At 45.2% G+C, this 25,175-nt stretch carries 25 protein-coding genes and 2 pseudogenes; 10 read left to right on the forward strand and 17 right to left on the reverse strand.

The window, feature by feature from the left end:
- Positions 1-27 precede the first annotated feature (27 nt).
- Together DFR59_RS16555 and DFR59_RS16560 are read right to left on the reverse strand one after the other, a co-directional pair.
- Positions 28-1,131: a sugar ABC transporter substrate-binding protein gene (locus DFR59_RS16555; protein WP_114746775.1), complete on the reverse strand. Its 1,104-nt coding sequence runs from the start codon at positions 1,129-1,131 to the stop codon at positions 28-30.
- Between the two features lie 388 nt (positions 1,132-1,519).
- On the reverse strand, positions 1,520-2,980 hold the full coding sequence (locus DFR59_RS16560) for a protein adenylyltransferase SelO (RefSeq protein ID WP_114746776.1): 1,461 nt from the start codon (positions 2,978-2,980) through the stop codon (positions 1,520-1,522).
- 206 nt (positions 2,981-3,186) lie between these two features.
- On the opposite strand from DFR59_RS16560, the gene DFR59_RS16565 reads away from it, so the two are divergent.
- Together DFR59_RS16565 and DFR59_RS16570 are read left to right on the forward strand one after the other, a co-directional pair.
- On the forward strand, positions 3,187-4,332 hold the full coding sequence (locus DFR59_RS16565) for a retropepsin-like aspartic protease (protein WP_114746777.1): 1,146 nt from the start codon (positions 3,187-3,189) through the stop codon (positions 4,330-4,332).
- Between the two features lie 151 nt (positions 4,333-4,483).
- Positions 4,484-5,008 (forward strand): DinB family protein, encoded by a 525-nt coding sequence (locus DFR59_RS16570; RefSeq protein ID WP_114746778.1) that lies wholly within the window; start codon positions 4,484-4,486, stop codon positions 5,006-5,008.
- 254 nt (positions 5,009-5,262) lie between these two features.
- Here DFR59_RS16570 and yeiL read toward each other — a convergent pair whose 3' ends face one another.
- Entirely contained in the window at positions 5,263-5,967 is a 705-nt protein-coding gene (yeiL, locus tag DFR59_RS16575; RefSeq protein ID WP_114746779.1) for a transcriptional regulator YeiL, read from the reverse strand.
- Between the two features lie 80 nt (positions 5,968-6,047).
- Here yeiL and DFR59_RS16580 point away from each other — a divergent pair, with 80 nt between their 5' ends.
- On the forward strand, positions 6,048-7,196 hold the full coding sequence (locus DFR59_RS16580) for an MFS transporter (RefSeq protein WP_114746780.1): 1,149 nt from the start codon (positions 6,048-6,050) through the stop codon (positions 7,194-7,196).
- A 106-nt stretch (positions 7,197-7,302) separates the two neighbouring features.
- Here DFR59_RS16580 and DFR59_RS16585 read toward each other — a convergent pair whose 3' ends face one another.
- On the reverse strand, positions 7,303-8,103 hold the full coding sequence (locus DFR59_RS16585) for an alpha/beta hydrolase family protein (RefSeq protein ID WP_114746781.1): 801 nt from the start codon (positions 8,101-8,103) through the stop codon (positions 7,303-7,305).
- A gap of 123 nt (positions 8,104-8,226) precedes the next feature.
- Entirely contained in the window at positions 8,227-8,523 is a 297-nt protein-coding gene (locus DFR59_RS16590) for a nucleotide pyrophosphohydrolase (RefSeq protein WP_114746782.1), read from the reverse strand.
- 254 nt (positions 8,524-8,777) lie between these two features.
- Here DFR59_RS16590 and DFR59_RS16595 point away from each other — a divergent pair, with 254 nt between their 5' ends.
- The 5 genes from DFR59_RS16595 to DFR59_RS16615 all read left to right on the forward strand — a co-directional run bounded on the left by DFR59_RS16595 (position 8,778) and on the right by DFR59_RS16615 (position 14,110).
- Complete coding sequence (locus DFR59_RS16595) at positions 8,778-9,299, forward strand: hypothetical protein (RefSeq protein WP_114746783.1); 522 nt, start codon at positions 8,778-8,780, stop codon at positions 9,297-9,299.
- A gap of 16 nt (positions 9,300-9,315) precedes the next feature.
- The gene (locus DFR59_RS16600) at positions 9,316-10,194 is read left to right on the forward strand and encodes a sigma-E factor regulatory protein RseB domain-containing protein (protein ID WP_114746784.1); all 879 of its coding nucleotides are present in this window, start codon (positions 9,316-9,318) and stop codon (positions 10,192-10,194) included.
- A 303-nt stretch (positions 10,195-10,497) separates the two neighbouring features.
- Positions 10,498-11,727, forward strand: a complete 1,230-nt coding sequence (locus DFR59_RS16605; protein ID WP_114746785.1) for a dicarboxylate/amino acid:cation symporter — start codon at positions 10,498-10,500, stop codon at positions 11,725-11,727.
- Positions 11,728-12,039: 312 nt separating this feature from the next.
- Entirely contained in the window at positions 12,040-12,888 is an 849-nt protein-coding gene (locus tag DFR59_RS16610) for a transposase (RefSeq protein ID WP_245948512.1), read from the forward strand.
- Between the two features lie 256 nt (positions 12,889-13,144).
- Positions 13,145-14,110, forward strand: a complete 966-nt coding sequence (locus tag DFR59_RS16615; protein ID WP_114746786.1) for a quinone oxidoreductase family protein — start codon at positions 13,145-13,147, stop codon at positions 14,108-14,110.
- 123 nt (positions 14,111-14,233) lie between these two features.
- On the opposite strand, the gene DFR59_RS16620 is transcribed toward DFR59_RS16615, so the two are convergent.
- From DFR59_RS16620 to DFR59_RS16645, 7 genes and pseudogenes are all read right to left on the reverse strand, one after another.
- Positions 14,234-14,761, reverse strand: coding sequence for a YehS family protein (locus DFR59_RS16620; RefSeq protein WP_114746787.1), 528 nt, complete (start codon positions 14,759-14,761; stop codon positions 14,234-14,236).
- A gap of 239 nt (positions 14,762-15,000) precedes the next feature.
- Positions 15,001-15,885 (reverse strand): annotated as a pseudogene (locus tag DFR59_RS20430) (lamin tail domain-containing protein); the annotation flags it as partial.
- 48 nt (positions 15,886-15,933) lie between these two features.
- A pseudogene (locus DFR59_RS20435) lies at positions 15,934-17,079 on the reverse strand (Ig domain protein group 2 domain protein); the annotation flags it as partial.
- Between the two features lie 318 nt (positions 17,080-17,397).
- Positions 17,398-17,934, reverse strand: a complete 537-nt coding sequence (locus DFR59_RS16630; protein WP_114746789.1) for a nucleotidyltransferase domain-containing protein — start codon at positions 17,932-17,934, stop codon at positions 17,398-17,400.
- Between the two features lie 136 nt (positions 17,935-18,070).
- Positions 18,071-18,664 (reverse strand): YdeI/OmpD-associated family protein, encoded by a 594-nt coding sequence (locus DFR59_RS16635; RefSeq protein WP_114746790.1) that lies wholly within the window; start codon positions 18,662-18,664, stop codon positions 18,071-18,073.
- A gap of 337 nt (positions 18,665-19,001) precedes the next feature.
- Positions 19,002-19,982 (reverse strand): zinc-binding dehydrogenase, encoded by a 981-nt coding sequence (locus tag DFR59_RS16640; protein ID WP_114746791.1) that lies wholly within the window; start codon positions 19,980-19,982, stop codon positions 19,002-19,004.
- Between the two features lie 15 nt (positions 19,983-19,997).
- The gene (locus DFR59_RS16645) at positions 19,998-20,495 is read right to left on the reverse strand and encodes a lactoylglutathione lyase family protein (RefSeq protein WP_114746792.1); all 498 of its coding nucleotides are present in this window, start codon (positions 20,493-20,495) and stop codon (positions 19,998-20,000) included.
- Positions 20,496-20,665: 170 nt separating this feature from the next.
- On the opposite strand from DFR59_RS16645, the gene DFR59_RS16650 reads away from it, so the two are divergent.
- The gene (locus tag DFR59_RS16650) at positions 20,666-21,001 is read left to right on the forward strand and encodes a winged helix-turn-helix transcriptional regulator (protein ID WP_114746793.1); all 336 of its coding nucleotides are present in this window, start codon (positions 20,666-20,668) and stop codon (positions 20,999-21,001) included.
- Between the two features lie 168 nt (positions 21,002-21,169).
- Here the strand turns inward: DFR59_RS16650 and DFR59_RS16655 are convergent, their stop codons facing one another.
- Together DFR59_RS16655 and DFR59_RS16660 are read right to left on the reverse strand one after the other, a co-directional pair.
- Positions 21,170-21,718 carry a hypothetical protein gene (locus DFR59_RS16655; RefSeq protein ID WP_114746809.1) on the reverse strand — a complete coding sequence of 183 codons (549 nt, stop codon included), beginning with the start codon at positions 21,716-21,718 and terminating at the stop codon, positions 21,170-21,172.
- A 200-nt stretch (positions 21,719-21,918) separates the two neighbouring features.
- The gene (locus DFR59_RS16660; protein WP_114746794.1) at positions 21,919-22,635 is read right to left on the reverse strand and encodes a YwaF family protein; all 717 of its coding nucleotides are present in this window, start codon (positions 22,633-22,635) and stop codon (positions 21,919-21,921) included.
- A 247-nt stretch (positions 22,636-22,882) separates the two neighbouring features.
- Between DFR59_RS16660 and DFR59_RS16665 the strand changes: the two genes are divergently transcribed.
- Positions 22,883-23,359 carry a DinB family protein gene (locus tag DFR59_RS16665; protein WP_114746795.1) on the forward strand — a complete coding sequence of 159 codons (477 nt, stop codon included), beginning with the start codon at positions 22,883-22,885 and terminating at the stop codon, positions 23,357-23,359.
- A gap of 90 nt (positions 23,360-23,449) precedes the next feature.
- Here the strand turns inward: DFR59_RS16665 and DFR59_RS16670 are convergent, their stop codons facing one another.
- From DFR59_RS16670 to DFR59_RS16685, 3 genes are all read right to left on the reverse strand, one after another.
- The gene (locus tag DFR59_RS16670) at positions 23,450-23,809 is read right to left on the reverse strand and encodes a VOC family protein (protein WP_114746796.1); all 360 of its coding nucleotides are present in this window, start codon (positions 23,807-23,809) and stop codon (positions 23,450-23,452) included.
- Positions 23,810-23,846: 37 nt separating this feature from the next.
- Positions 23,847-24,305, reverse strand: coding sequence for a DinB family protein (locus DFR59_RS16675; protein WP_114746797.1), 459 nt, complete (start codon positions 24,303-24,305; stop codon positions 23,847-23,849).
- Positions 24,306-24,680: 375 nt separating this feature from the next.
- Complete coding sequence (locus DFR59_RS16685; protein WP_114746799.1) at positions 24,681-24,962, reverse strand: hypothetical protein; 282 nt, start codon at positions 24,960-24,962, stop codon at positions 24,681-24,683.
- Between the last annotated feature and the right edge of the window lie 213 nt (positions 24,963-25,175).

Genomic DNA, 25,175 nt, shown 5'->3' on the forward strand with positions numbered 1-25,175 from the left:
CTATCACTATTCCGAGTCGAACATGACTTATTGAATTCCTGTGAAATCGTCTGCTTTATAGTAGCCGGAATCGATCAATTCTTTTTTCACGTTGTCTTTATCCACAACGATGACGTCTGTCTGCTTCGCTTTGACATCCACTTTACCATTGTTGTAAGAACCAGTCGTTTCAGGTTTTTTGTCATCAAGGATATTGATCGCCATACCCATTGCATCTTTTACAAGCGTACGAACGTCTTTGAAGACCGTCATGGACTGCTTGCCGTCGATGATGTATTGGATAGAAGCTTTTTCAGCATCCTGGCCTGTTACGACAAAGCTTGTTACTGCACTGTCTGATCCGAAAACATCAGCGATAGAGCGTGCTGTTCCATCATTTGGAGCAAGGATCGCTACGTCGCCTTTCATGTCAGCGCCAGCAGCAGTCAAGTGAGTCTGTGCTTTGTTTTTCGCTTCGTTTGGATCCCAGTTCGTTGTTACCTGGCCGATGATTTTGCTCAACTCATCGCGAGAAAGATCCGCTTTGTCCTGAAGTGCAACCGCTTCTGAGGAGTTAGCGATTTTGAATGTGCCGTCAGCAATCTTCGGCTGAAGCACTTGCCATGCACCTTGGAAGAACAAGAATGCGTTGTTGTCAGACGCTGCACCCGCATATAGGTAAAGCGGCTCGCCTGAACCTTTCGCATGGTCAACCAAATATTGAGCCTGCGCTGCACCCACCGCAACGCTGTCGAATGTTACATAGTAGTCCACTGCATCTGTATTCGTGATCAAACGGTCGTAAGAGATAACCGTGATGCCTTCTTTCTTCGCTGCTTCGACTGCAGAAGCTGCTGCTGCACCATCTTGAGGGCAGATGATCAATACTTTGATTCCTTTATTGATCAACGTTTGAACGTTTTCTTTTTCTTTAGCTGAAGAACCTTGGCTGAACAGGATTTCCGTTGAATACTTCGTGCCTTTCAACGCATCCTTGAATCGCTTCTCATCCTGAACCCAGCGAGGCTCATCCTTCGTCGGCAATACAATCCCCACACTGACTTTGCCTCCGCTGTTATTGCACCCTGCAAATACAACCGCAGCCAGCATCACAACAAGCAAAAGCGATAACGCTTTCCACATCTTTCTCATGTTTATCCCCCTTTAGGATTATGTTTGAAAATTAGTACAATTTTATTATATTATTGGGCGCGGATTGTGAAAGCGCTATCACTAGCACTCTTTTAACATCGCCTATACTTTTTTAAAATTGGTTGGTGGTGGCGACGCGGAGGTGACTGTCACCACCCGATTTTTGTCGATTACCGGGATGGCAGCGTTGGCTGGATATGCCCGCCTAGCGCATAAGGGGTGTGTTTTCGCGCATAAAATCAAATTTTCGTTCATAAGAGCCAGAAAGTGGCGCATAGGTGGTTGAGTTTCGCGCATAGCAGGGGGGTTCTCGCGCAAAGGGGCTTTTTTCCATACAAAAAGACCCGCTTTTTAATAGCAGGTCTCATAAATTTAGGCATTTTTCACGTCATGTTCCACAATATGTGCGATATGGACGTTCGGGAGGCTCAGGAAGTCGGGCGTACTCCTCCTGATCAGCCGAATAGGCGTATGGATTTTTCAAAACTGCGACTAACTTTTCCATTACAGTGTAGTCCCCTTTTTCCACGGCAGCTTTCAATGCTTCTTCTACTCGGTGGTTCCTCGGGATAATGGATGGATTGGTTTTTCTCATGAGCTCTTCGGAATCTTCTTTTGATTGATCCTGTCTTTCTAGCCTTTCTTCCCACTGAATTTTCCACTCAGCAAAATCTTCTGTTTCAAACAGCTCTATGCCTTCAAACTTGCCGAGAGTCAGTGCGCGGAAAGTATTGGTGTAATCCGCTTTATGCTTATGCATCATGCCGAGGAGGTTTTCGATGAGTGCCTTATCTTCTATTTCCTCATTAAAGATTCCAAGTTTAGCCCTCATGCCGGCAAGCCAGTTTGCATAGTACTGCTTCGGGAATTCCGAGATGGCATCCTGAGCCAGCTGCAATGATTTTTCCTCGTCTTCATCAAGGAGCGGCAGGAGGCTTTCTGCAAGTCTTGCCAAGTTCCAGCCGCCCATGCTTGGCTGATTTCCGTAGGCATAGCGCCCTTGAATATCGATGGAGCTGAACACGGTGGCGGGATCGAATGTGTCCATGAAGGCACACGGTCCGTAGTCGATGGTTTCCCCGCTGATCGTCATATTATCGGTATTCATGACCCCATGGATGAAGCCGGCGAGCTGCCACTTCGCGATCAGTTCTGCCTGCCGTTCGATGACTTGCTGAAGCAAGGAAAGATAGGGATTCTCAGCGTTTTCCGCATCTGGATAGTGGCGCTGGATCGCATAGTCAGCCAATTCCTTCAGCCCCTCTTTCGAATCGATTCCTGCGGCATATTGGAACGTTCCGACACGCAAATGGCTTGAACCGATGCGGGTCAAAACGGCGCCAGGCAGCTCTGTTTCGCGGAAAGTCGGTTCTCCTGTCGTCGTGACAGCCAAACTTCTCGTCGTCGGAATGCCCAAACCATGCATCCCCTCGCTGATGATGTATTCGCGCAGCATCGGTCCAAGAGAAGCACGACCATCACCGCCGCGGGAATACGGGGTGCGTCCTGGGCCTTTCAATTGAATGTCAAACCGTTTTCCTTCAGGTGTGACCTGCTCTCCAAGCAGGATCGCGCGGCCGTCTCCGAGCATCGTCAAGTTGCCAAACTGATGTCCGGCATAAGCCTGTGCGATGGGTTCCGCCCCTTCCGGGATCTTGTTCCCCACAAAGATTTCCGCTCCATCCGGGGTGTGCAGATCGCTTGGATTCAATCCTAATGATTCTGCCAGCTGCTCATTAAAGACGACCAGCTTCGGCTCCCGTACAGGAGTTGGGTTCAATTTAGCATAAAACGTCTTCTGCAATTCAATATAACTATTTTGAAAGTTCCATCCTGAATGATTCGTCATGGTATCCCCTTCTTTGCATATATTGTTCCTTACAGTGTATCAGTTTCCGGGACGGAGAGACAATTTTGTGGGACATGGGGACAGGTTTGTCGTCCCACCCTTCTCATTTCAGTGGAAGCGTTGAAATTTGGGACAGTAAACCTGTCCCCGCGTCCCATGTGGTATGATATTTGTTAGAATATTAGATTATTTTAGGGGTGTTTTGTTTGGATCATTTTGATGCATGGGAGAGGTTTAATTTCACCGAGAATGATGTTTACTCTAATGAAGAGAAGGAATTTGCATCAGTGCTTAAGTTTATTATTGAAGGAAGCGACCTTTCGGCTATTGAACGTTTAAAGCCTTTGTTTAAGGAATCGCAGACTCCACAGATTCGAAGTTGCTCTGCTGAACTATTGTTTAACCTTTATTTTAATAGAGGTGATTGGCCGGAATTAAATCAGCTCGGTCTGCTGGATGATCCTGCAATCGATGAGAGCAGCCGACAGATAGCAAAAGCCTGCCTTCAGGTGGAGCCTGTCGCCTTTTCTTTTCCGCCGACTTCAGTGGACATCCCGATGGAGCTCTCTTTATCTGGTTCCCCTACTGTTGATGTCTTCATTAATGGGAGGAAGAAACGCGTCTGGCTGGATACAGGGGCCGGAATGACAGTTATTTCTTCTTCCTTGGCTGTGGATTGCGGGATTGAAGTGGGGAGAGGCAGTGGTATCGAGGTTGGCAGCTCCACTGATAAGAGCATGGAAACCGACCTTGCATTTATTGAATCCATTAAGATTGATGGATTGAGCATCCTCCGTCAGCCTGCACTGGTCCTCTCTGACGAAATGCTGACGATAGCAAATCCAAAGACCGGAGAACAGATCGTCATCGATGGGATCCTGGGATGGGATTTGATGCTCCATCTATGCATTGAACTCGACTATTTGCGAAAAAAAGTACGCATTGAGGAGCCTGTGCAAAATGCGGATGGAGAAAACAACCTTTTCTTCTGCGGATACCCTATTGTGAAAGTGATGGCCGAGGATCAATCGACATTGTATTTTGGATTGGACACAGGCGCTAATAAGACATATTTCGGCTCGCCGCTCCTATCAAAAGTAAATGGTCTGGAGTTAGAGAAAAGAACCATCCACGTCGGCGGTATCGGGGAAGTGAAGGAAGTCGAAATAGACAGCATCAAACAGCTGAATCTCCTACTGAAAGACGGGCAGCCAATTACTTTCTATGACGTCAGGAAGGTCCTCCCAGACTATGCTGCATTCTTCAAGCTTGACGGTGTCTTCGGCAGCGACATCGCTAAAGACGGCCGTATTTTCATAGACTATTATAATAGAAGAATCGAATTTAATTAGGAGTGCGGGCAGGCGGGACAGAGGGACAGGTTCCTCGTCCCGTTTGGGAGGTTGGATCGTTTGACCACACTTTTCGTGTTTAGATACTGAAATGTGTGGTGGGACATGGAACCTGTCCCCACGTCCCACTTATATGAAAGGGGAGAATAAAATGAAATTCGATTTTCATGAAGCGATCGAGATATTGGAACGGACACCGGGCACCCTTGAAACTTTACTGTCAGGGTTATCGCCGGATTGGGTGGCATGCAATGAAGGTGAAGGAACGTGGAATGCATCGGAAGTGATTGACCACTTGATTGAAGGCGAAAAGACCAATTGGATTCCACGACTGGAATTTCTCCTTCTGGAAGGTGAAAGCAAGCCCTTCCCTCCTTTCGATCGGTTTTCTCATTTAAATGATGCAGAGGAAAAATCCATTGAATATAAATTGCATGAGTTTGGAATTATTCGCAAAGAAAGCTTAGCAAAGTTAAGAAGCATCTTTGAAAGCGGCCTGGATTTAGAGAAAACGGGCACCCACCCTGCTTTTGGCCAAGTCAAAGCTAGAGAGCTGATTTCCACCTGGGTGGTCCATGATTTGACTCATATATCTCAAATCGTGCGGGTGATGGCCGAGCGCTACCGTGCAGATGTCGGGCCGTGGGTTGAATATCTAGGGGTTTTGAAGAAGTAGTCAGGGGTGGGACGCGGGGACAGGTTTACTGTCCCGCGGATCTCTAATCCCACGATTTATTATTTTGAACGCCAAGACCGAGTATTAGACAAAAAAGCAAAAGGCACAATCCTCTTCGTGTTAGGGCGGAGGAGTGTGCCTTCTTTGTATGATGCAGTTTCTTTTGTTTTTTTCGGACAGGTTCCTTGTCCCTTTATTAATAGGAGATTGGGACAAGAAACCTCTCCCCCTGTCCCGCCGCCCTCACTCTCTATTCAAAGAAACGGCTGGGACGAGGAACCTGTCCCCGCATCCCACTTGAGGACTTTGGCCAGTTCTTCGAGTGGTTGAGACTGCAGGATGCGGTAGCGGGTACCTTCTTTTTGCAGGTAGCCTTTTTCGATGAATTGGGCAAAGACGTGCAGCAGGTGGCGGTAGGAAACGCCAAGGAAGTCGCAGACGGTGACGTGCTTCTCCTTGTAGATTCCATTGTGCTCGGTCTGCAGGATAAAGTCTGCGAGCCTGTTTTCCAACGGGAACGCGAGGCTTTGCGAATATTTGGCCGACATCGAAGAGGATTTTTGGCTGAGGAACAAAGAGAGTCCGCGGAGAAATGTGGTATCCTCCAGCAACTGTGCGCGGCATTTGTGAAACGGAAACGCAAAGCATATGGTTTTCCCCGCACTTTGGACCCCTTTTGTGTAATAAACCTCATTCAACAGCTCCATCTCTCCGAAAAACTCGTTTTCATTGATGAAATGCAGCAAGGAGACTTTCCCGTTTTGATGGGTCAAATATATTTTGGCCTTCCCCTCAATCAGATAGAACAAACAGTCCGGCCGCATATTTTCCTGGATAATCCATTCATCCCGGTCATACTCCCGCACTTCGATGAACCCTTTGATTGGAAAAGAAAATAAGTGATCGATGGAATGCTCCTCCAATAACCGCTCCCTATTTTTATTTTGATAAATTCTCATCGTTAACCTCCAAAATATGAGATATCTCATATTTTCATTCTTTCCACCATGATACCATGCAATCAATGGAGGTTGACACAATGAATACACAACGTTGGATGAGCAAGCAATTTTTTAGTTTTTATTTGACTTGGGGCATTTTCCTACCGTACTGGACGGGATGGATGATTCATACAAAAGGAATCACTGTGGGGCAGGCTAGTTTGATTATGAGTCTGGGCCTTGCGGCAAGGGGGCTTTCTACTTTATTTGCATTCCCTGCTCTTTCAGGGAAATTCAGTAGTAAAACTCTGTTGAACGCGGCAGCCATTGGGACATTGATTTTTATTATTTGCGCCATTCCTGCAAGTTCCTTTACCACACTGCTCGCTGCGACGCTGCTGCTTCACTTTTTTTATCCGACTTTGATGCCTGCATTGGACACAGCAGCCGGTGTATTGGTGCAAAGCAATCAACTCAAGCATTACGGAAAAAGCCGCTTATGGGGATCTATAGGATTCGTGGCTGGCGGGATGCTTTTGACATTTTTCACCGGGGCGCTTGGGGATCAAGTAATTGTGTGGGTGCTCGGGGTAGGAATGGCCATTTTCCTAGGGCTGGGATTGATGCCAGCACCTGAAATTCTATCTAAAAAGCCAAAATCCCCTGTATCTAAGGAAGGCGGCATGCTGAAATTATTCCGCATTAAACACTTCGGGTTGGTGCTCGTCATTGTCATCTTGCTGCAGGCAGCCCACGCTTCCTATTACAATTACGGCTATATTTATCTGCAGGAAATTCATGCACCGGCCTATTTGATTGGGGTAATCATCAACATTGCGGTGATTGCAGAGATTATTTTCTTCTCCGTCGCTGATCAAAAATTCCGGAACTTTTCAGTGGGATCCTTGCTTGCACTGGCTGCATTGGGATCGACCGTACGCTGGGTAATGGTTTTCGCATTTCCAAGTGTTTGGGTATTCTGCATCGCGCAGACGCTGCATGCCTTTTCCTTCGCGATGGGGCACTATGCATTCATGAAATATTTGATCGAAAATATTCCACACGAACAGATTCCAAAAGCGCAGGGGCTCTACTCTGCATTGGCACTCAGCTGGAGCACAGCCGTGTTCACCATATTCGGCGGATTCCTATACGAAATCGAACCGAGATACGCATTCTTGGGAATGATCGTCTGCACCATCCCATCCATGCTCCTTGCACTCCGCTACCGATCCGTTGGGACATAGGGACAGGTTTACTGTCCCTTTTCGGTTTATTGGTACGGTGGTGTGCTTGGGGAGTGGGGTGCTAGTGCTGGTGCTGGTGGGACAAGGAACCTGTCCCCACGTCCCTTCAAAGAACTCTTTTTAACCACATTAATAAAATGTCAGCAAGTTCCTTCCTTTTGTCTATATAATTATGGTCTGTTTCTAACACTTCGCATTGCAAATTGTTGGCCCCAGCTTGCTTCAGTGAATGTATTAAAGGATCAAAAAAGGATTGTTTAGGCAGCTGCAGATCATACTGAGCTGCTGTTACCAGCAGTTTTCGATCAACGAGTTGTGGGGCAGCTAAAAATGTATTCCACTCCTTTTTGTTCAACAAAATCTCTTCCATGATCCCATCAACAGAGGCTCCGTTTAAAAAGAAGCAACTATCATTCAACATTTGAGAGAATTGTTCCTCTAAATCAGGATCTTGTGCCAACATCTCAGCAAACAAGGAAAAGTTAGCACTGGATAATGCAGCAACAGCTTGAATAGTTGGTTCAGAAACAGCAGCAATCAGAGATAAAAACCCACCGAAACTGTGTCCGGCCAAAGCGATTCGGTTTACGTCAATTCGATTTTTTCGGGCTACTTCTTTTTGTTTAATATAGCGAAGAGTTGCATGGACATCTTCCAACGAGGTAGAAAATGAAAATGATCCCTGACTCCCCCAAGACCCACGGTAGTTGATTATCATTATATTAAACCCATTCTTCTGCAATTCGGCTGCTGTATCCTGGTTCATCATTACACCAGGGAAACCATGAAGCAAAAGCATTGTAGCATGTGGCCCTTCACCCTCTGCTACATACATCCTTCCAACAATCTTATCTTCCCCACTTGGGATTGCTAATAAATTCAAACTCAAAGGAAACTCACTTTTCACGTAAACCTCTCCTTTTCTGGGACATAGGGACAGGTGAACTGTCCCATTTTTGGTTTATTGATATGCCGGCGTGCTTGGGAAATGGGATGCTGGTGGGACAATGAACCTGTCCCCACGTCCCATTTACTTTGTTACGGGATATTTTATTGCGTTTTTCTTCATTTTTTTAAAGACTTCTTCCTCTAAGTCTACATTCATTTTGTCGGCCATCTGCAAGAGGTAGATGAATACGTCGGCCATTTCTTCTTTGATGTTCTGGTCAGGTGACTGCAGCGCTTCTTGATCACTTTTCCATTGGAAATTCTCCAGCAGTTCATTGGCTTCCAAGGAAATGGAGATAGCCAAATCTTTTAAATCGTGGTTTCCTTTCCATCCTCTTTCGTCACGGAACTTGGTGATGGCATCAATCATGTTCTTCATTTTATTAATCTCCTAATATTTTTTATGAATATTTTACCATATGATCTACAATTCAATTATCAAGTCGTTCTGATTTTAAAATTATGCCTAAAATTATATTTTTACAGTAATTGAGATATTTCGCTAGATTTCCTGGGAAATCGTCAACTTTCACCAATCTCCAATTAATCCCTACACGAGATATTTTTACAATTCACGCCATAAAAAATGCTAATCTAAAATAGAAAAATATTACATTTAATAGGGGGAATAGTATGAAAAGATGGAAAATGCTCATAACAGCAGCTCTTATTTTAGGAGGTTGGTGGATGACACCGGACAAACCAGCTTCAGCAGCTTGCGCAAATGGTTCGTATGATCTTCTGGACAATGACAACAATCAGTTGAATTCTCCTGATAATAGTTACTCCGGGAATTGGGTGCACGCATCTTCTTCCTTGTCTTATCGTTCAGAACATCGCTATCTTGCTTCCTCTCCGAGCTCAGGAAGCAGCGATTATAGCTGGATTTTCCCAAGCTGCAGTAACCTTTATGGAAGCCTTTACGTCTATATCGATAATACAAAGTTCACTAATGCAAATGCTGTTTATCGAATGTACAACAATAGCTCTCAAGTACTAAGTACTTCTCTTAATCAGCGCTATGCAGCCCGCGGATGGAATTATGCAGGGAAAACTCCCGGTGCAAAAACAGGCAAGGTTGTACTAAGTGTCCCTTCAGGTCAACTCGGTGGAACGGGTGCAGACGCAGTAAAAGTTCTTTATAGCAGCAACTAAAATAGGAGGCTAAGATATGGTGAAAAAATTCATGGCTGCAGCGGCAATTGCAGTTGCAGTGGGTATTGCAGGGATTTATGGGCTATCAGAGTGGAACCATCCAAAAGAGAAAAAGGAAGTACATGCAGTACATACCAATTTTAAGAGAGCATCTGCTCCTGCAGCTTCAGCTCCTAATGAAACGATATTCCCCTTGGATTTATCTGATCAAGACGCGATTCAGGAACGGATGTTGAACAGCTATAATTATTTTGACAGTGCAAAAGGGTCATTCCGTTATTACAGCGAAACCGTTCCATTCGACTTAATAATAGATTACAAGCTTCAGATGAAAAATAAAGTCTCTTATTCTACGTCGTTATTAAATCAAGCCACCGGGGTAAAAACAGAAGAAACATTCGATGGCAATAATTTGATTTCACTAAATCATCATGATAAAACGTACCAATCCCAACCGTACGAGGTTCAGAGTAAAGGGCAATATATGAAACTTAAAAATGCAGTGACGAAAAATGGAGACGGTACCAAAAACTATAATTATCCTGCAACAGGTATCGAACTTGGATATGCTGGAACATCTCTTCACAGCAAGGAAATTGCTCTTGGATTCCTTGAAGACCATAGTCTTTGGAAAGCAAGCAGAAGGGAAAACATTCTTGGCAGAACAGCAATCGTCATCGAGGGAACCTTTGATGATTCCTTCCAACGAAAACTTTCAGCAAAAACCTTCACACTATGGATGGACCAAAATTCAGGCATCCTGCTGAAGATGGAATTGTATAATGCGAATGGAAGATCAATAGAAGGAATCGAAACAAAAGATATCAAAATCAACGAAGCATTCGATGTTGAAAACGCAAAAATCCCAAAAGACTACAAACAATTCAAATCATAAGGACGGGAGGACAGTTCACAGCAACTGTCCCTTTTTTGTTTGGGCGGGACATGGGGACAGGTTTACTGTCCCGTTGGTGTTGATAATTGTAATTGAAATCATCGGCAGGTCCTGCAGGGACACTGAACCTGTCCCTGTGTACCGCACGTTTGTTTTTTGTATGCGGATTCATGTGGGACGCGGAACCTGTCCCCACGTCCCTCGGCGTACCAATTGTTGTTTCGGAACTTGCAGGTGGTTTATAATGAAGCGTACTTTATATGAAATTATTAAATTTTATTAGAAAAAGAGGTGTTATGATTTATGTCTATTTGGCGTAAATACAAGGATTCTTCCTTCCTTCTTAAGATGACGGCTGGATTTGTCCTTGGTATCATCGTCGGCGTTCTTTGGGGACCTGGGGCTGACGTTATAAAGCCGTTCGGTACATTATTGATTAAAATGCTGAACTTGATTGCAACGCCGGTTGTGTTTTTGACAGTCGTCCTTGCAGTTAATCAAATGAATCCGAAACAGCTTGGCCGAACGGGAGGAAAGCTTGTTGTTTACTATGGCATCACAACGGCTGCGGCTGTTTTGATTGGTCTTGGACTGGCTCTGTGGATCAATCCGGGGGCATCCCTTTCCCTGCCTGATGTTTCTGTGCAAAAACCGGAAAGTCCATCTGTGGCAAACATTCTGTTAAGCATAGTGCCTGACAATATCGTCACAGCTTTCACCAGCGGAAACTTGATGGCCATTTTGTTTTTAGCAATCATCATTGGTTTTACGACTTCAGGAATGCGCTTTTCTACTGATGAAAAAATGCAGCGTTACGGAAAATCCCTGCATCATATTTTTGATGCAGCAAATGAACTTTTCTTCCGCATTTTAAAAGGGATTCTACTCTATGCTCCGATCGGAATTTTTGCCATTGCAGCTTCCTCATTCGGTGCACAAGGATGGGATACGTTTAAATCCCTATTCAAGTTTACAGCAGTCTTTTACCTTGGAATCGTCATCCTTTGGGTTGTCGTGTACAGCGGAATTCTAAAGATGTTCAAGATTTCATTGCGAAAATTCTTTGGCAGCACAAAAGAAGCGTTCACTACTGCCTTCTTCACATCCAGCAGCATTGCCACCCTTCCAGTTGCCATTGAAGGAGCTAAAAAAGCGGGAATTTCAGATAGGATCGTAAACTTCAGCCTTCCCCTTGGTGCGGTATTCAATTCCGATGGTGGCGCGCTCAGAATGGGAGCTTCCATCGTTTTCGCAGCCAATGTTTCCGGGGCGAATTTCTCCGTGACTGATTTCATTACAATCATTTTGGTGGGCACACTGCTATCCATCGGTACAGCAGGTGTGCCAGCTGCAGGGCTAGTCACGCTCTCAGCTGTCCTGACAATGTTCAACCTGCCGCTTGAAATAGTGGCACTCATTGCAGGCGTCGACGCCATCATCGGCATGGCCGGCACAGCTTCCAATGTTATCGGTGACATCGTCGGAGCTGCCGTCGTCGACCAATCAGAAAAAAAACACAATAGCAAGGTCTAGTGTGGGACAGGGGGACAGGTTAACTGTCCCCCTTTTTTTGTGCATTTACCTGTTTTTGGCCATACAATCTGGGCGGGCTCGTGGGACAAGAAACCTGTCCCCCCGTCCCTTTTTCTTATTCTTGCAGGAGTATGGATTTGTTTGTTGAATAGGTAGTTTAATGAAATTAAGGAGGTGTTTTTATATGTACATTGTCTATTAATCCTTCCCCCAATTAACCTGAATCCCCCTCGTTCTCCCTAAGAATCATTCCATACAATCTCCCAACCTACTTTTTAAAAAGAATATCAAAATCCAAGGTGTGATAAAACTATGCCAAGAAGAGCCAGAAGTAAGAGCAGCACCGCTATCTACCATCTCATCATGAGAGGTGTTAATTGCCAATCCATTTTTGAGGATGATGAAGATCGAACCCGATTTCTAGAGACCATTTCACGATTTAAGAGGAATAACAGTTTTCAACTTTACAGCTATTGCTTGATGAATAACCACGTCCATCTTCTGATGAAAGAAGGAGCCGATTCCATTTCAACCGTTGTACAGAAAATCAGCTCAAGCTATGTTTATTTTTACAATGAAAAATACGAACGAAGCGGGCATTTATTCCAGGAACGTTTTAAAAGCGAAGACATCAATAATATGCGGTATTTCCTCACCGTTCTGCGTTATATTCACCAAAATCCCTTGAGGGCTGGCCTCTCCATTTCCGTTTTTGATTCCCCATGGACAAGCATCCACGAATATGAAAAAAAATATAGTTTCGTTGACACAGAATTCCCTTTGAGTTTATTTTCCTCAAATAAGAAGAAAGCCTATGAACTGTTTCAGCAGCACATGCAGACCCTCACCGATGATGAATGTTTGGATTATCGGATAAGAATGCGACTGACTGATAACGACCTTAGAGAGCACATGCTAGCCTACGGGATACGAAGCGGAAGCGACCTGCAAAAACTAGAACTGACACAAAGAAACACAATTCTCTCACGACTAAAACAAATAGAAGGAGTCTCCATCCGACAACTCGCCAGAATCACCGGAATCTCCAAAAGCGTAATCCACCGCGCAGGGACAGAGGGACAGGTTTCTTGTCCCTCGGCGGCCACCTCTACGTCCGTCTCCACCACCACCTCGAATCTCCGAACGGCAAGCCAATTGTAACTCTATTAGTTCAAGAATGTTTCCGATCGAAGCACGGCCAGCTGTGACATTGTTGAAACACATCCCACTGGGACGAGGAACCTGTCCCCGCGTCCCACCCGCATGAGTCCCTCCTGCCCCCCCTAAAGTTTGTTTCTACTTATCAAGGTAGTTTATAATGAAGCCGGACCTACACGAAGCGAAATAGTGGGGCAAGTGGGACAATGAACCTGTCCCCACGTCCCACGAAATTCATCATAGAAAAGAGGCTGATTTTATGAAAGCACTTGTTTTTGAACAATTTGGCGGACCTGAAGTTCTGCTTTATCAAGAAATCGATAATCCTTCTATTGGACCGAACGAGGTGTTAGTGCGGACCAAAGCGATTGGATTGAATTTTGCTGATATTTATCGACGCAAAGGCAACTATCATCTATCCGGCAACCCTCCATATATTTTAGGATATGAAGGCGCTGGTATTGTTGAGGAAGTCGGCAGCGAAGTACGCGATATTCAAGTGGGCGATCGCATCGCGTTTGCTGATGTTCCCTATGCAAATGCAGAATTGGTGGCAGTCCCTGAAGAAAAAGCAATTCCTGTTCCGGAAAGTGTTTCACTAGAGATTGCCGCGTCCATTTTGCTGCAAGGATTGACGGCTCACTACCTTGTCCATGACAGCTACAAGGTAAAAGAAGGCGATACAGCACTTGTCCACGCAGCGGCAGGCGGAGTCGGCCAGCTGTTGACACAAATGGTCACCATCCTTGGCGGCAAGGCAATCGGCCTCACCTCTTCCCCAGTAAAAGCGGAAACGGCAAAAGTTGCAGGCGCCGAAGAAGTATTTTTATACAACGGAGATTGGGTTGATCAAGTGAAGGACAAAACGGATGGAATAGGCGTAGATGTCGTTTTCGAATCTGTCGGTGCCACTCTTTCGAACAGCTTTTCAGCGACGAGAACGGGAGGAACAGTCGTGTTCTTCGGTATGGCAGGCGGAGATCCTGAACCCGTTGATCCACGGATGCTGATGGATACATCCAAAACCTTGACTGGCGGGGACCTTTGGAATGTTTTGACGTCCAAAGAAGAAAGAATAAAGCGATCCTGCCAACTATTTGACTGGATCGCAGAGGGCAAGCTCAAAATTGCCGAACCTGTACAATTTGCGCTAGAAGACGGCAAAAAAGCACACGAACTCTTAGAAAGCAGAAAAAGCACAGGCAAAATATTGTTGATCCCTTAATTGGGACAGGGGGACAGGTTTTCTGTCCCCCCTTTTTTTACTTTTTTTCATTGTCAGGACTGCACTGGGCAGACTGTTGTGGGGGGGGGTGGGACGAGAAACCTGTCCCCGCGTCCCACACCATCACTTCCGGTAGCGCAATGCGAGTCCTTTCAAGAAGTTCCTAGCGTACTTATCTCCGCATTCTACGTAATTGAAATGCCCTTCTTTACGGAAAAAGGCACTTAACTCACTTTTTCTGATGATGACTCCTGTTGATTCGAGTATGTCCATGACGTCCTCACTCGTCAAAGCGAGGGCAATCTTCACTTTTTTCAGCATCACATTGTTTACGCTGCTGTGCTTCTTAATGGACATCGGTGGTCTCTCCGGCTGGCCCGGCTTTGGCTCCTGCCTGCCTCTTTTGAAAATGATCAGACCATTCAAGAAAGTCTCCAGCATAAAATCGCTACACTCATTGCTTTCTTCATCTTCCAACTCCAACTCGCCTTCATTATCTCTCTCGCGGTCAGTCGTTTTCGTTAGCAGCTCAGCAAGCTCTTCTCTTGTCACCTCGACGCCGCCAAGCTTAAAAATCTCCAGCATATCGGTATTTTTTATATCAAGCGCATATCTTAAGCGAATTAAAATATCGTTATTATTCATATCCATTAAAATCATCCTCCTGAACTAACAGCCTATATTAATTATTGCCATTTAAATGACTAGTGTAACATGGAATGGTTTTGGTAGATAGCGCTGATAGAATCTAATTCGTTTCTCTTCCATCTCCTCCCCATCAAAAAACCCCTTTCCAAAAGGAACGCAATGTCCGAGGAAAGGGGGTTTTCATTTTAGCTGTTAGGGGTGCTGCATCTGCGGTGGGACAAGGAACCTGTCCCCATGTCCCATTAGTTTAGGATTTGGATGTCGTCGAAGTTTAGGCGGTTTCCGCTTGTTCCGCTGACGACGATTCGGAATCGGACGGAGCTGCTTTGGTTGACGCTGAATGTTTTTTTGGTCAACGTTGATGAGCTTGTATTCAAGCTACCAACATTCGTCCAGCTGCCTCCTTGATTGGTGGACATTTGCAGCTGCCAGGTCGCACCTGTATCGGATCCGAAGTTCGCATGTGAAATGACGACGGACTTGGCACCATTCACATCGAAATTCATGGTCAGTGCTCCGCTTGCTTTCACGCGTGCTGACTGGGATCCATTTTTCACATCGCTGCTCAAATTGCCTAACAACGCATTGTCAAAATACCATGATCCGCTGGCTAAAGTAACATTTCCAGCTGTATAAGATCCTTTTGACCCTGTTTCAAAATTTTCATTTAACACCGCAGTCCCAGATGCAACCGTACCTGTATGGCTTCCCAAGTAGCTAAAAGTATCTGCAGGATAGCTGGTCCATTCGCTGGAGTCGTATGCAGTCGTTCCTGTTGTGACGGAACTGTTCCGCACTAATGTCTTATCTGTTCCGAACGAAGTGCCTGCTGTACCGACTACATCCACAACCGCCCCATTATGCTGGAGTGTTACGGAGTCATCCCCATTGAATGATAAGCTGCTGCTCAAGAGATCAGCTTTATTTAAAACAGTCTGTGAAGCGCCGCTGTTTGCTACTACAAACACATCTCCGCTCGCAAGCGTTCCTGAAAGCGAAATCGCGCCTGAAACATTGGATAGCTGCAATGAATACCCAGATAAATCAATGGCTGAAGATGTACCATTATAAATTTCAATGGCTTTATTCAAACTGCTTCCCTCTACATATTCAGAAATGTAGACATTCTCAGTGGAACTGCCTGATCCGCCTGTTCCACCGCCGCTTCCACCTGTGCCTGTATTGCCATAGGAGCCTGCTTTGAACGTGGAAGGATCGTACCATTTATAGCCTGCATCCGGTGCTGCCCACGTTTCTGCTTGAGGCTCAGTTGATGATTGAGGCGTTTCCATGCTTAAAAGCGCTGTCGGCTGATCAAGCTGCAATCCACTTACCTGTGAAAGACTTGTATAGTTTTCATGCTGTGAAAGCCAGTCGATGATATTTTCCAGTAAAACGCCGTCGTTCTGCTCTTTAAAGCCGTCATAAGTCGTTTTGGCTTGGCCTGTTTCTTCACGTTTATACTTTGGAGTGGCGTCTTCAACCGGAGATGAATCCCCGATGAACGCAGCTTTCCCAAGGCCCACTTTTGAAACAGCAACGAACGGACCTTCTGCGCGGCCGCCGCCGTCATAAACGCCTTGGTCAACCGCATGACTCCAGCTCGCAGTCGTTTGCGGCAAATAAACAATTCCTTTGGCTTTCGTACCATCCGTGATGGCAAGAGTGGAACCCGCATGCATAGCGACTGTTGAAACACCGCTAGTAATGCCGAATGCCTGGCTTGGCGCCACAATGTCATTGGCCGTGATATCAGCAAGTGCATTGTAGCGGAAACGCACGCCAAAGTTAGTGGAAAGCCAGTCGGAGCTCGCAACGCCCTGCATGGCAGCAGAGTTTGCCTCTTCCGTCGTCATTCCTTTGGCCGGGTTGTCCCATGCTCCGCGGCGGTATCCATTGAAAACCTCGGAGGCATCCCATCTATTTTTATTACGGTCTGCATTGTAATGATCGGCGATGAAGAAAATGCTCCCGCCGTTTTGTGCGTATTGAAGAAGTGCATCTTGCTCAGAAGTTTTGTAAGGGATATTGGCTTCACCAATCACGAGGACGTCATACCCCTGTAAATCAGAATAAGTGATCGGTGTAGTCTTACGAAGTTCTTTTACATAATAGCCATTTCCGGCAATGCCATTGGCAAAATCAGAAAAACCGCCATCAATGACCCAGTCTGCTGCTCCTGCTGTCTGTCCATGAGTATTGTCAAATAAAATTTTCTTCCCATTCGCTGACCCGATCGGCTGAATGACCGGCGCCGGATCACTCGGACCCTCTGCAAATGCCGTTGGGAGATTCGAAAAAACGAGCGGCAAACATAACATCAAAACTAATAAAATAATACCTGACTTCCTTGTTTTCACCATTCTTCACTCCTTTTTTAAAATAACAACCAAATCAAAATTATCACAAAATTGTTGTGCTAATGTAAATTTTAGAAAAAATGAGTGATAATACCTATTTTGGTACAGAGGGACAGGTTCCTTGTCCCTCTGCTATTGGTGATGAGGAATGGTTATATGAAAAAGTTGTTTACTTTTGGACAGGGGCGATGCTGAGGTGGGACAAGGAACCTGTCCCCGCGTCCCGCAAAAAAAAAGAGTATCTCCCCTTAACCTGAGGAACATACCCTACTAAAAAATCTATTCTCTCTCTAATATCATTTGCTTCAGAATCTTTTTGCTTTCCGCATCCTTTTGTCTGTGCGGCCTGCCGATTTGCTCATAGACTTCCTTTTCTTCCAGCAGCTGTTTTGGATTTAACACCCGAGCTGATATTCCGTTCAATGTATAGCTCTCTGTCATGAGAGAATCAGGTCTCCATACCCATTCTGGAAGTCCATTCATGATAATGTCACCCTCAACAGAATGTGTTATAAATACAAAACTGCAATCAACTTCATTTTTTCGAAAGTCCGACTGCCTGTTACAGAAAGGTTCATTGACAGGGACTTTCTCATACCCAGCACTCGCCAGTTCAGCCTCTAGCCTTTGTCTATCCTGAACCCAAGCAACAAAATCAATATCCTCATGGGGGCGGGTGAGCCTTCCGAGAAGAAAATCAATGGCCCATCCTCCGCGAAGCCACAATTCCATTCCAAGACTTTCAGCTATTCCACTCACTTCAGCCAAAACCTGCAATTGCGACTCCTCACGTTCATCCTTCGAACATTGTGCCATAAATATGAACCCTCCCGGGACAGAGGGACAGGTTTACTGTCCCTCTGTATTTTAATGTATAGAGTCTGCAGCGGTGGGGTGACGCAGGACGACTGGGACAATCAACCTGTCCCCGCGTCCCACGTCTCCGTCCCGCTTAGTCATTCATCCCTTTGCCTTCAAGGATTTGCTGTATATACTTCTCCACTCTCGCCTGTCGTGTCTTTGCTTGTTTTGCCTGTGAAAAATGGAGGATGTATGCTCTTTGGCGACCTGGCGTCAAGGATTCGAACGCCTCTTTCAAATCGGGCATTTCTCCAAGCTTCACTTGAAATTCTTCTGGAATACTGTATTCTGTCGTCTTTTTAAACTCTACTTCCAATCCGGATTTTTCCACTTCTATAGCCTGCATTATATAGTCTTTCAGGATTGATTCCATTTCAATAATTTCTTCCACATTGGTGAATCGAATCTGCCGGGCTGCCTGAACATTCTCCGTCTGTTGGATCAGAATACCTTCTGGATCTTTCATCAAAGAACCTTTATGGAAGAGGTACGCGCAATAGTCTTTAAATCCATGGATCAAAACGACATTCTTGCCTTCCAATGTGTAGCAAGGATGCATCCACTTAAAATCTTCCGTCAAACCACAGTCGAGAGCAATATCCCTCAACTTCATATACTCAGCACTCCACTTTTTAGCCCTGATCATAAACGCATCTACCTTCGGATGCAGTTCACTACGTGTCATCAATGACCACCCCTTATTCATCTGAATCATATCGATGAACATAGTTTACCATACGGGACGGGGGGACAGGTTAACTGTCCCCCCATTTACTGGTAATCAATATTTATATTTTAATTCTCACTTAATATTATGAGTGGAACAAGGAACCTGTGAACTATGCCCCCATATTCCCTCCGTCCATTTTCATTAATTCTATTGAAACACAAAAAGCCCCGGATAAGGGGCCCTTTTTTATCAGTGTCCGTTATCCTGGGCATAGTTCACCTGTCCCCATGTCCCACCACACCCCGCTCAATCATTGGGGAGCCGCGGGACGATGAACCTGTCCCCGTGTCCCTTAGTGGATTTGGGCGATGATTTTGCCTTTTACTTTTCGGGTGGCTAGTTCAGCTAGTGCTTGTGGTACTTCATCCAGTGATACTGTTTTTTGGACTAGCGCGTTTAGTTTTCCTTCTTTCAAGAGCGATAGCATGTGGTCGCCCATTTCGGCGAGTTTGAGCTGCTCTTTTCGATTTCCGGATTGGTGGACGCTTCCTAGTGCTACTTGGTGGAAGGACAGTGGATGCGCGAAGGAGATGGCTTCGTTCGCATTTGGCGGCCCTGCAATGAAGGCGATTTGTCCGTTGAACGCCAGCGCCTTCAAGGATTTGTCCGCGTTATCGCGTCCGACTGTATCGAGTACCAGGTCGACACCGAGTCCATCCGTGATTTCCAATGCTTTTTCTACAAAATCTTCTTCACGGTAGTCGATGCCGTAGTCGGCTCCTAAGCCTTTCACATACTCATGGTTGGCAGCGGATGCAGTTGTAAGCACCTTCAGTCCAGCATTTTTCGCCAGCTGGATTGCGAAACCGCCGACACCGCCAGCTCCTGCATGTACTAGAATCGTTTGTCCTTTAGCAGCATGCAATTTATGAAATAACGCTTGGTATGCGGTAAAGCCAGCACACGGCAAGGCAGCTGCGTCTTCGAAGGAAATGCCTTCCGGGATGAGTGAAACGGTGTGCGCTGTCGTCACTCCATACTCCGCAAATCCGCCTTTTTTCGTCATATCACCATGGTAGACAACTCTGTCACCTGCTTTAACGTTAGTGACACCTTCGCCTACTTCTTCCACAATCCCTGCAGAATCAAGACCAAGTACATGCGGATAAGTCCAGTTCGGATTGCCTCCGTTCCCTGTTTTATAGTCGACCGGATTTAAAGCAGTGGCTTTAATTTTTACCAAAATTTCTCCTTTACCTGGTGTCGGTTTTTCAATTTCACCAACCTTCATTTCGTTTACTTTTCCTTTGTCTTCAAGCAATAATGCCTTCATTGCGATTCCTCCTTTTTAGTAAGCCCCTTGGGAATAAGTCAATTCATAGCTGTGGGTGTAAATTTCAATGAGATTGCCGAATGGATCTTCGCAGTAGACCATTTTGTACGGCTTTTCATTCGGATAATATTCACGAATGGGCATGCGCTGCTTTCCGCCATGCTCGACGATTTTTTCCACAAGCCCTTCAATGTCGGGATCCTGCACGCAGAAATGGAAGATGCCCGTCTTCCAATATTCAAAGTTATTCTCAGGATTTTCGTTCGTTTCAAACTCGAACATTTCGATGCCGATTTTGTCAGAAGTAGCGAGATGGGCGATTTTAAATTTGCCCCATCCTTCCCCAAAAACATCCTTGCACATTTGCCCGATCGGACTGTCGTCTTCCACAATTTCAGAAGGCTCCATGATGACGTACCAGCCTAAAACCTCTGTATAAAATTTAACAGCCTCCTCTAAATTCGGTACAGATAAGCCAATATGTGAAAAGGAACGTGGATATGGTTTATTCATTAATATCTTCTCCTTTTTATTGAAAGTTCTTTTTCAGTATAATGATGACATGTCTATATTTGAAGACGGCACTTTTACGTAACCAGGTACCTTTATGGTAACCTTATTTGATAAATACCCCACTATTATGTACGGAATCCCTGTTTTTATAGGAATAGGAGGAAAAAACGGTGAAATCGACTAAATATAACGTGCCCGTTGAAGCGACGTTAGAAGTTATCGGAGGAAAATGGAAGGTCGTCATCCTCTGCCTGTTAAAAGAAGGCGACAAACGTTTCAGCGAACTCCAGCGAGCAATGCCGGTCGTCACGAAAAAAATGCTCTCCCAGCAGCTCCGGGAATTAGAAAAAGACGGCATCATCAACCGAACCGTCTACGACGAAATTCCGCCAAAAGTAGAATACTCACTCACCGAAGAAGGAGAAAGCCTCCGGGAAATCCTCAACCTCATGTGCGCGTGGGGAGACAAGAGACTCGGCAACGACCCCGACTGCAGCGGGACATAGGGACAGTGTTACTGTCCCTTTTCTTCTGCCTATCCCTTGGTGGATGTAGTCACTGACAGGGTTGGCAGTCGCGGTGGGTATGGCAGGGGTGTGGCGGGACAAGGAACCTGTCCCCGCGTCCCATAAAAGTAAAAAGCGCGGAGTTTTTTCTCCGCGCTTTGTTTCCGCTTATTCTTCACAGCTGGTGGAATATTGGATTGACACGCCACACAGGGATTCTTTCATGACGTCTTCAAAAACTTTGGAAGCTACTGCTGTGAAATTATTGCAGAGGTTTGATATGTCATCGTTATAAAACTGGATGACTTCTGGCTTAAATACAGGATATACTGCGTTATTGCCACCCATGTTCTGTCGCTTGACCACAACGTCCTCATAATATGGATTGTCTGATAGTGCTTGCTGAACCAGCCCTGCTATTGCAAACGCCCCTAATGGACATGGAACAGGCTCGACGATTTCCTGCTCGCTGTTGATGACCACCACGTTTATGCTCACATTTCCAAATTCAACAGGATTCTTCAAAAGCGTCGCCAAAGCGATGGCCTTTGCATCTCCAATTACCGTAACCGGGATGATATAGTTGCCGGCTGTTGGTATAAGCGGCCCTACAATCACACTCGGATCCTGGCCGATCGAATATTTCAACTCATTTTGATATGTGACCCATGGTGCTGAAAGCTGAACTCCTGCCTCTGCCCCGACCTTTTCACTCATTTCATTTTCCATAAATCTAGTGCCCCCAAACTAATTAAAAAGTTGTACCACATAATAGTTTATTAATGATTGAGGAATTGGTGTGGGACAGAGGGACAGGTTCTTTGTCCCATTTTCACATGATGGACACTCGACGCGGTACCATTTAAAAAGTGAATGATTCAGCTCTCAAAACTGCTTCCACATAGCAAGGCTAACGGTCATCCCCGCTCTCTCACTCTCCGTTCCCGCTTCAACAGCGCCCACATTGGCAGATATGAGATAAGGAAAACAAAGATTGCAGCCACTTCGAGGTTGATATAATACATGACTCCTGACCCAAAAAAGGACAGGATGGTTTCAGCTTCCGTCGGGCTCGCCAAATAGAAAAAGTTGGTGTCTAGCCAAATATTCAGGAGAAAGATTGGCACCGCAATCAAATTTGCCAACAGAAAGCCGGTCCAGATGGATTTCTTAGGGAGGCGGTACCCTTCATACACAACGAAATAAAGGACTGCCCAAGGAATGGCGGAATGGAACAAGAAGTATCTTAGGAAACTGAAATGAGGAAATTGGTAGAACAATTCAGGTGTGACCATACTGAGGATTGGAGGAAGAAAACCGATAAAATACAGCAGCGAAAAGGCTCGGAGGCTTCGCTTGAAGAACAAATAAATCGAGATAAAAGCGCTGAACGAACACATCTGGAGAGGCAGACTGCTGACATCCCACTGATCCGTGGCCATATTCCAAATTTGACCGGATACTTCGCAGATGACCAAGAGGCAAAATAAGGTCCATTTGATAGCTGACCGATGTGGTCTTAACGACCCTCTAAAATAAATAAGGAAAAAACTGATAGCAAGGAACACCAAGAATACCATGATATGAGGACCAGAGAACAGTTCAAACGTCATCATTTCTGAAGGCGAAAACATGATCCCACCCCTATTCCCTTAAGATTAGACGGTTATTATACATAGTCTATTCGGCAGGGGTAAGAAATACGACTGTGGGACATGGGGACAGGTTCACTGTCCCGCCACCATTTTCAGGAAGGATATTTAAAATATATAAGGAATGTTTATAGGAGAAGGAGTGGAGTTTTCATCAACAAATGACTATTTGAATCAATCGAATAACTAGCTTCTAAGATTCATATTTCATGAAAAGGAGATCGAAGTGATGGAAGTTTTTGCGACACAATATAATTGGATCAAACGGACCCGGGAACCACTGTTCCGCTACTGTGAGTCCCTTCCGCATGAAGACTATGCGAAGGAGCTTGATATTTTTGCAGGGGATTCCATCCTCAGCCTTCAGGTCCACACTGCGAATTGCTATCGCTGGTGGCTGGGGATTCGTGCCCTAGGAAAATCACTTCCAGAACGCACACCGGAATCCGTAAAAGACATCCAAGGAGTGCGGGAACTTTTCCGTGAGGTCGATGATCTGGTGGAAGAATTTCTTCAAGAATTCCAAGGAAAGTGGGATCAAGTCATCCCGATGACCCTGAGCAATGGGGAAACCTTGAATCCTACTACATTATGGCTTTTCACACATACCACCACCCACGAATTCCACCACAAAGGCCAAATCGTCAAAATGGGAAGATGCATGGGGCATATTCCGCCGGATACAGATTTAATTATCGAACCATAATGGGACGGAGGGACAGGTTTACTGTCCCTCCCCCCTCTTTCTGTTAAGTACTTAAGCTTGGGACACGGAACCTGTCCCCTTGTCACGCATTTATATGAATTGAAGATAATCTATGGTATTTCCAAAGGGGTCATTAATGCTGATGTATTTTCCTGGAGGGCAGTCTGTTGGCTCTTCGATGATGAAGTTTACTTCTTTTTCTTTTAGAGATTTTACTGTTTGCTCGATATCATCGGTTTTCAGCCCCAGTGCTATCCCTGTAGATCTCCTATTTTGGTCATAAACCGCTGAATCACTTTCCTCCAAAACGATTGGTAAATCCCCATGAACTAGAGAAGCGATAGACGGACCATATTGCTTGTTTACCTCAAATCCTAAGACGTTGGTATAAAACTCAATGGCTTCATTTAAATTTGGTACATAAATGCTAATGACACAAACTTGGCTCACCTTTATCACCACTTTCAATATATTTTAAATGGAACAATCAAATCATCATCATCTGCTTCATGCTCTTAATTGTCCCCATGTGCAGATTCTCGTGATTCATATGAAAAAGAAGCATATCCCCCACCGTGTTCATATGTAAAAATGATTCTTGCAGTCTATCATCAAGTCTTCCGCTGCATGCCTGTTCAACCAATGTAGGCTGTTCCTCCAGCAACTTAATCAATGTCTCCATTGTTGGAGGAGTCCTATCCCAATCCTCCGGTTTACTGCCACGTGGAAACATCATGTGATAGGATTGAGGCAGCTTTCTCTCCTCACCAACTGATGGAAACATCGTATGATCCCAGCCAACTAAAATATGTCCAGCGTTCCATCTAATGCTGTTGCGATGGCCAAGGGGAATCCTGTCGACCATTTCCTCAGGTATGGTACCAAGAAAATCCACCGTCCACTTCCTCCACATCTTCATTTGACTAAACAACTGCTCTTCATTCATTCCTTCCAGCTCCTTTCATTTTGGGACACGGGGACAGGTTTACTGTCCCATCCCCCCTCTTGCTCACTCAATCTCGTACTTGGGACGCGGAACCTGTCCCCGCGTCCCACATTTATCATTTAGTTTCCTTTATTACCTTGAAAGACAAACTACTTAGAATAAATGCCGCTGCTATTAATAAAGGGATTACCACAACGACCCCAATGAAGTCTGTTTTATAATTCCACGGTACGAAGGCCTCCCACAACCTTGTCATTACATTCCAAAGCACAATAAAAATGAAGAAGGTGAAGAGAAAATAAATGATTCTTTCTAACAGTTTCATCTTATTTAATCCTTTCCCGTTTTAATTTAATGGTGTTCCTTTCTCGACGGCTAGCGGACCAAATCTTCCGTCTCATGCTTCTTCCTTTTCAAGTGGAAGTATGCTACCCAGAACAAAATGCAATAAATAATGATCATTCCAGCACCCAATTTCGAAGAACCGGAAAACCCTTCAAACATAGAATAAATCACCCAGATAATCATCAGCATCAGACATGCTAGACCTTTTTTTCTGTTTTGCCTGTAGATAGAAACGAAAATAGCCAATCCTAACATTCCACCGATTATCTGAACAATAAAAATCATTATATACACCCATACATCAACGTCCATATGCTCAACCCCCTATTTAGAGTGGGACGCAGGGACAGGTTCCTTGTCCCACTCCACCACCCCGCTCCTGAGTTTAATCCATCAATGGGACAAGGAACCTGTCCCCATAGCCGTCAAGTTAACAAGAAAAAATAGGTACGTAAACCAGTGATAGTAAGAAAACCCTATGACTATTCAAAATTTTTCCATATATAGACGACTTGAATGAAAGCT

The sequence above is a fragment of the Falsibacillus pallidus genome, from assembly GCF_003350505.1.
GTDB lineage: Bacteria > Bacillota > Bacilli > Bacillales > DSM-25281 > Falsibacillus > Falsibacillus pallidus.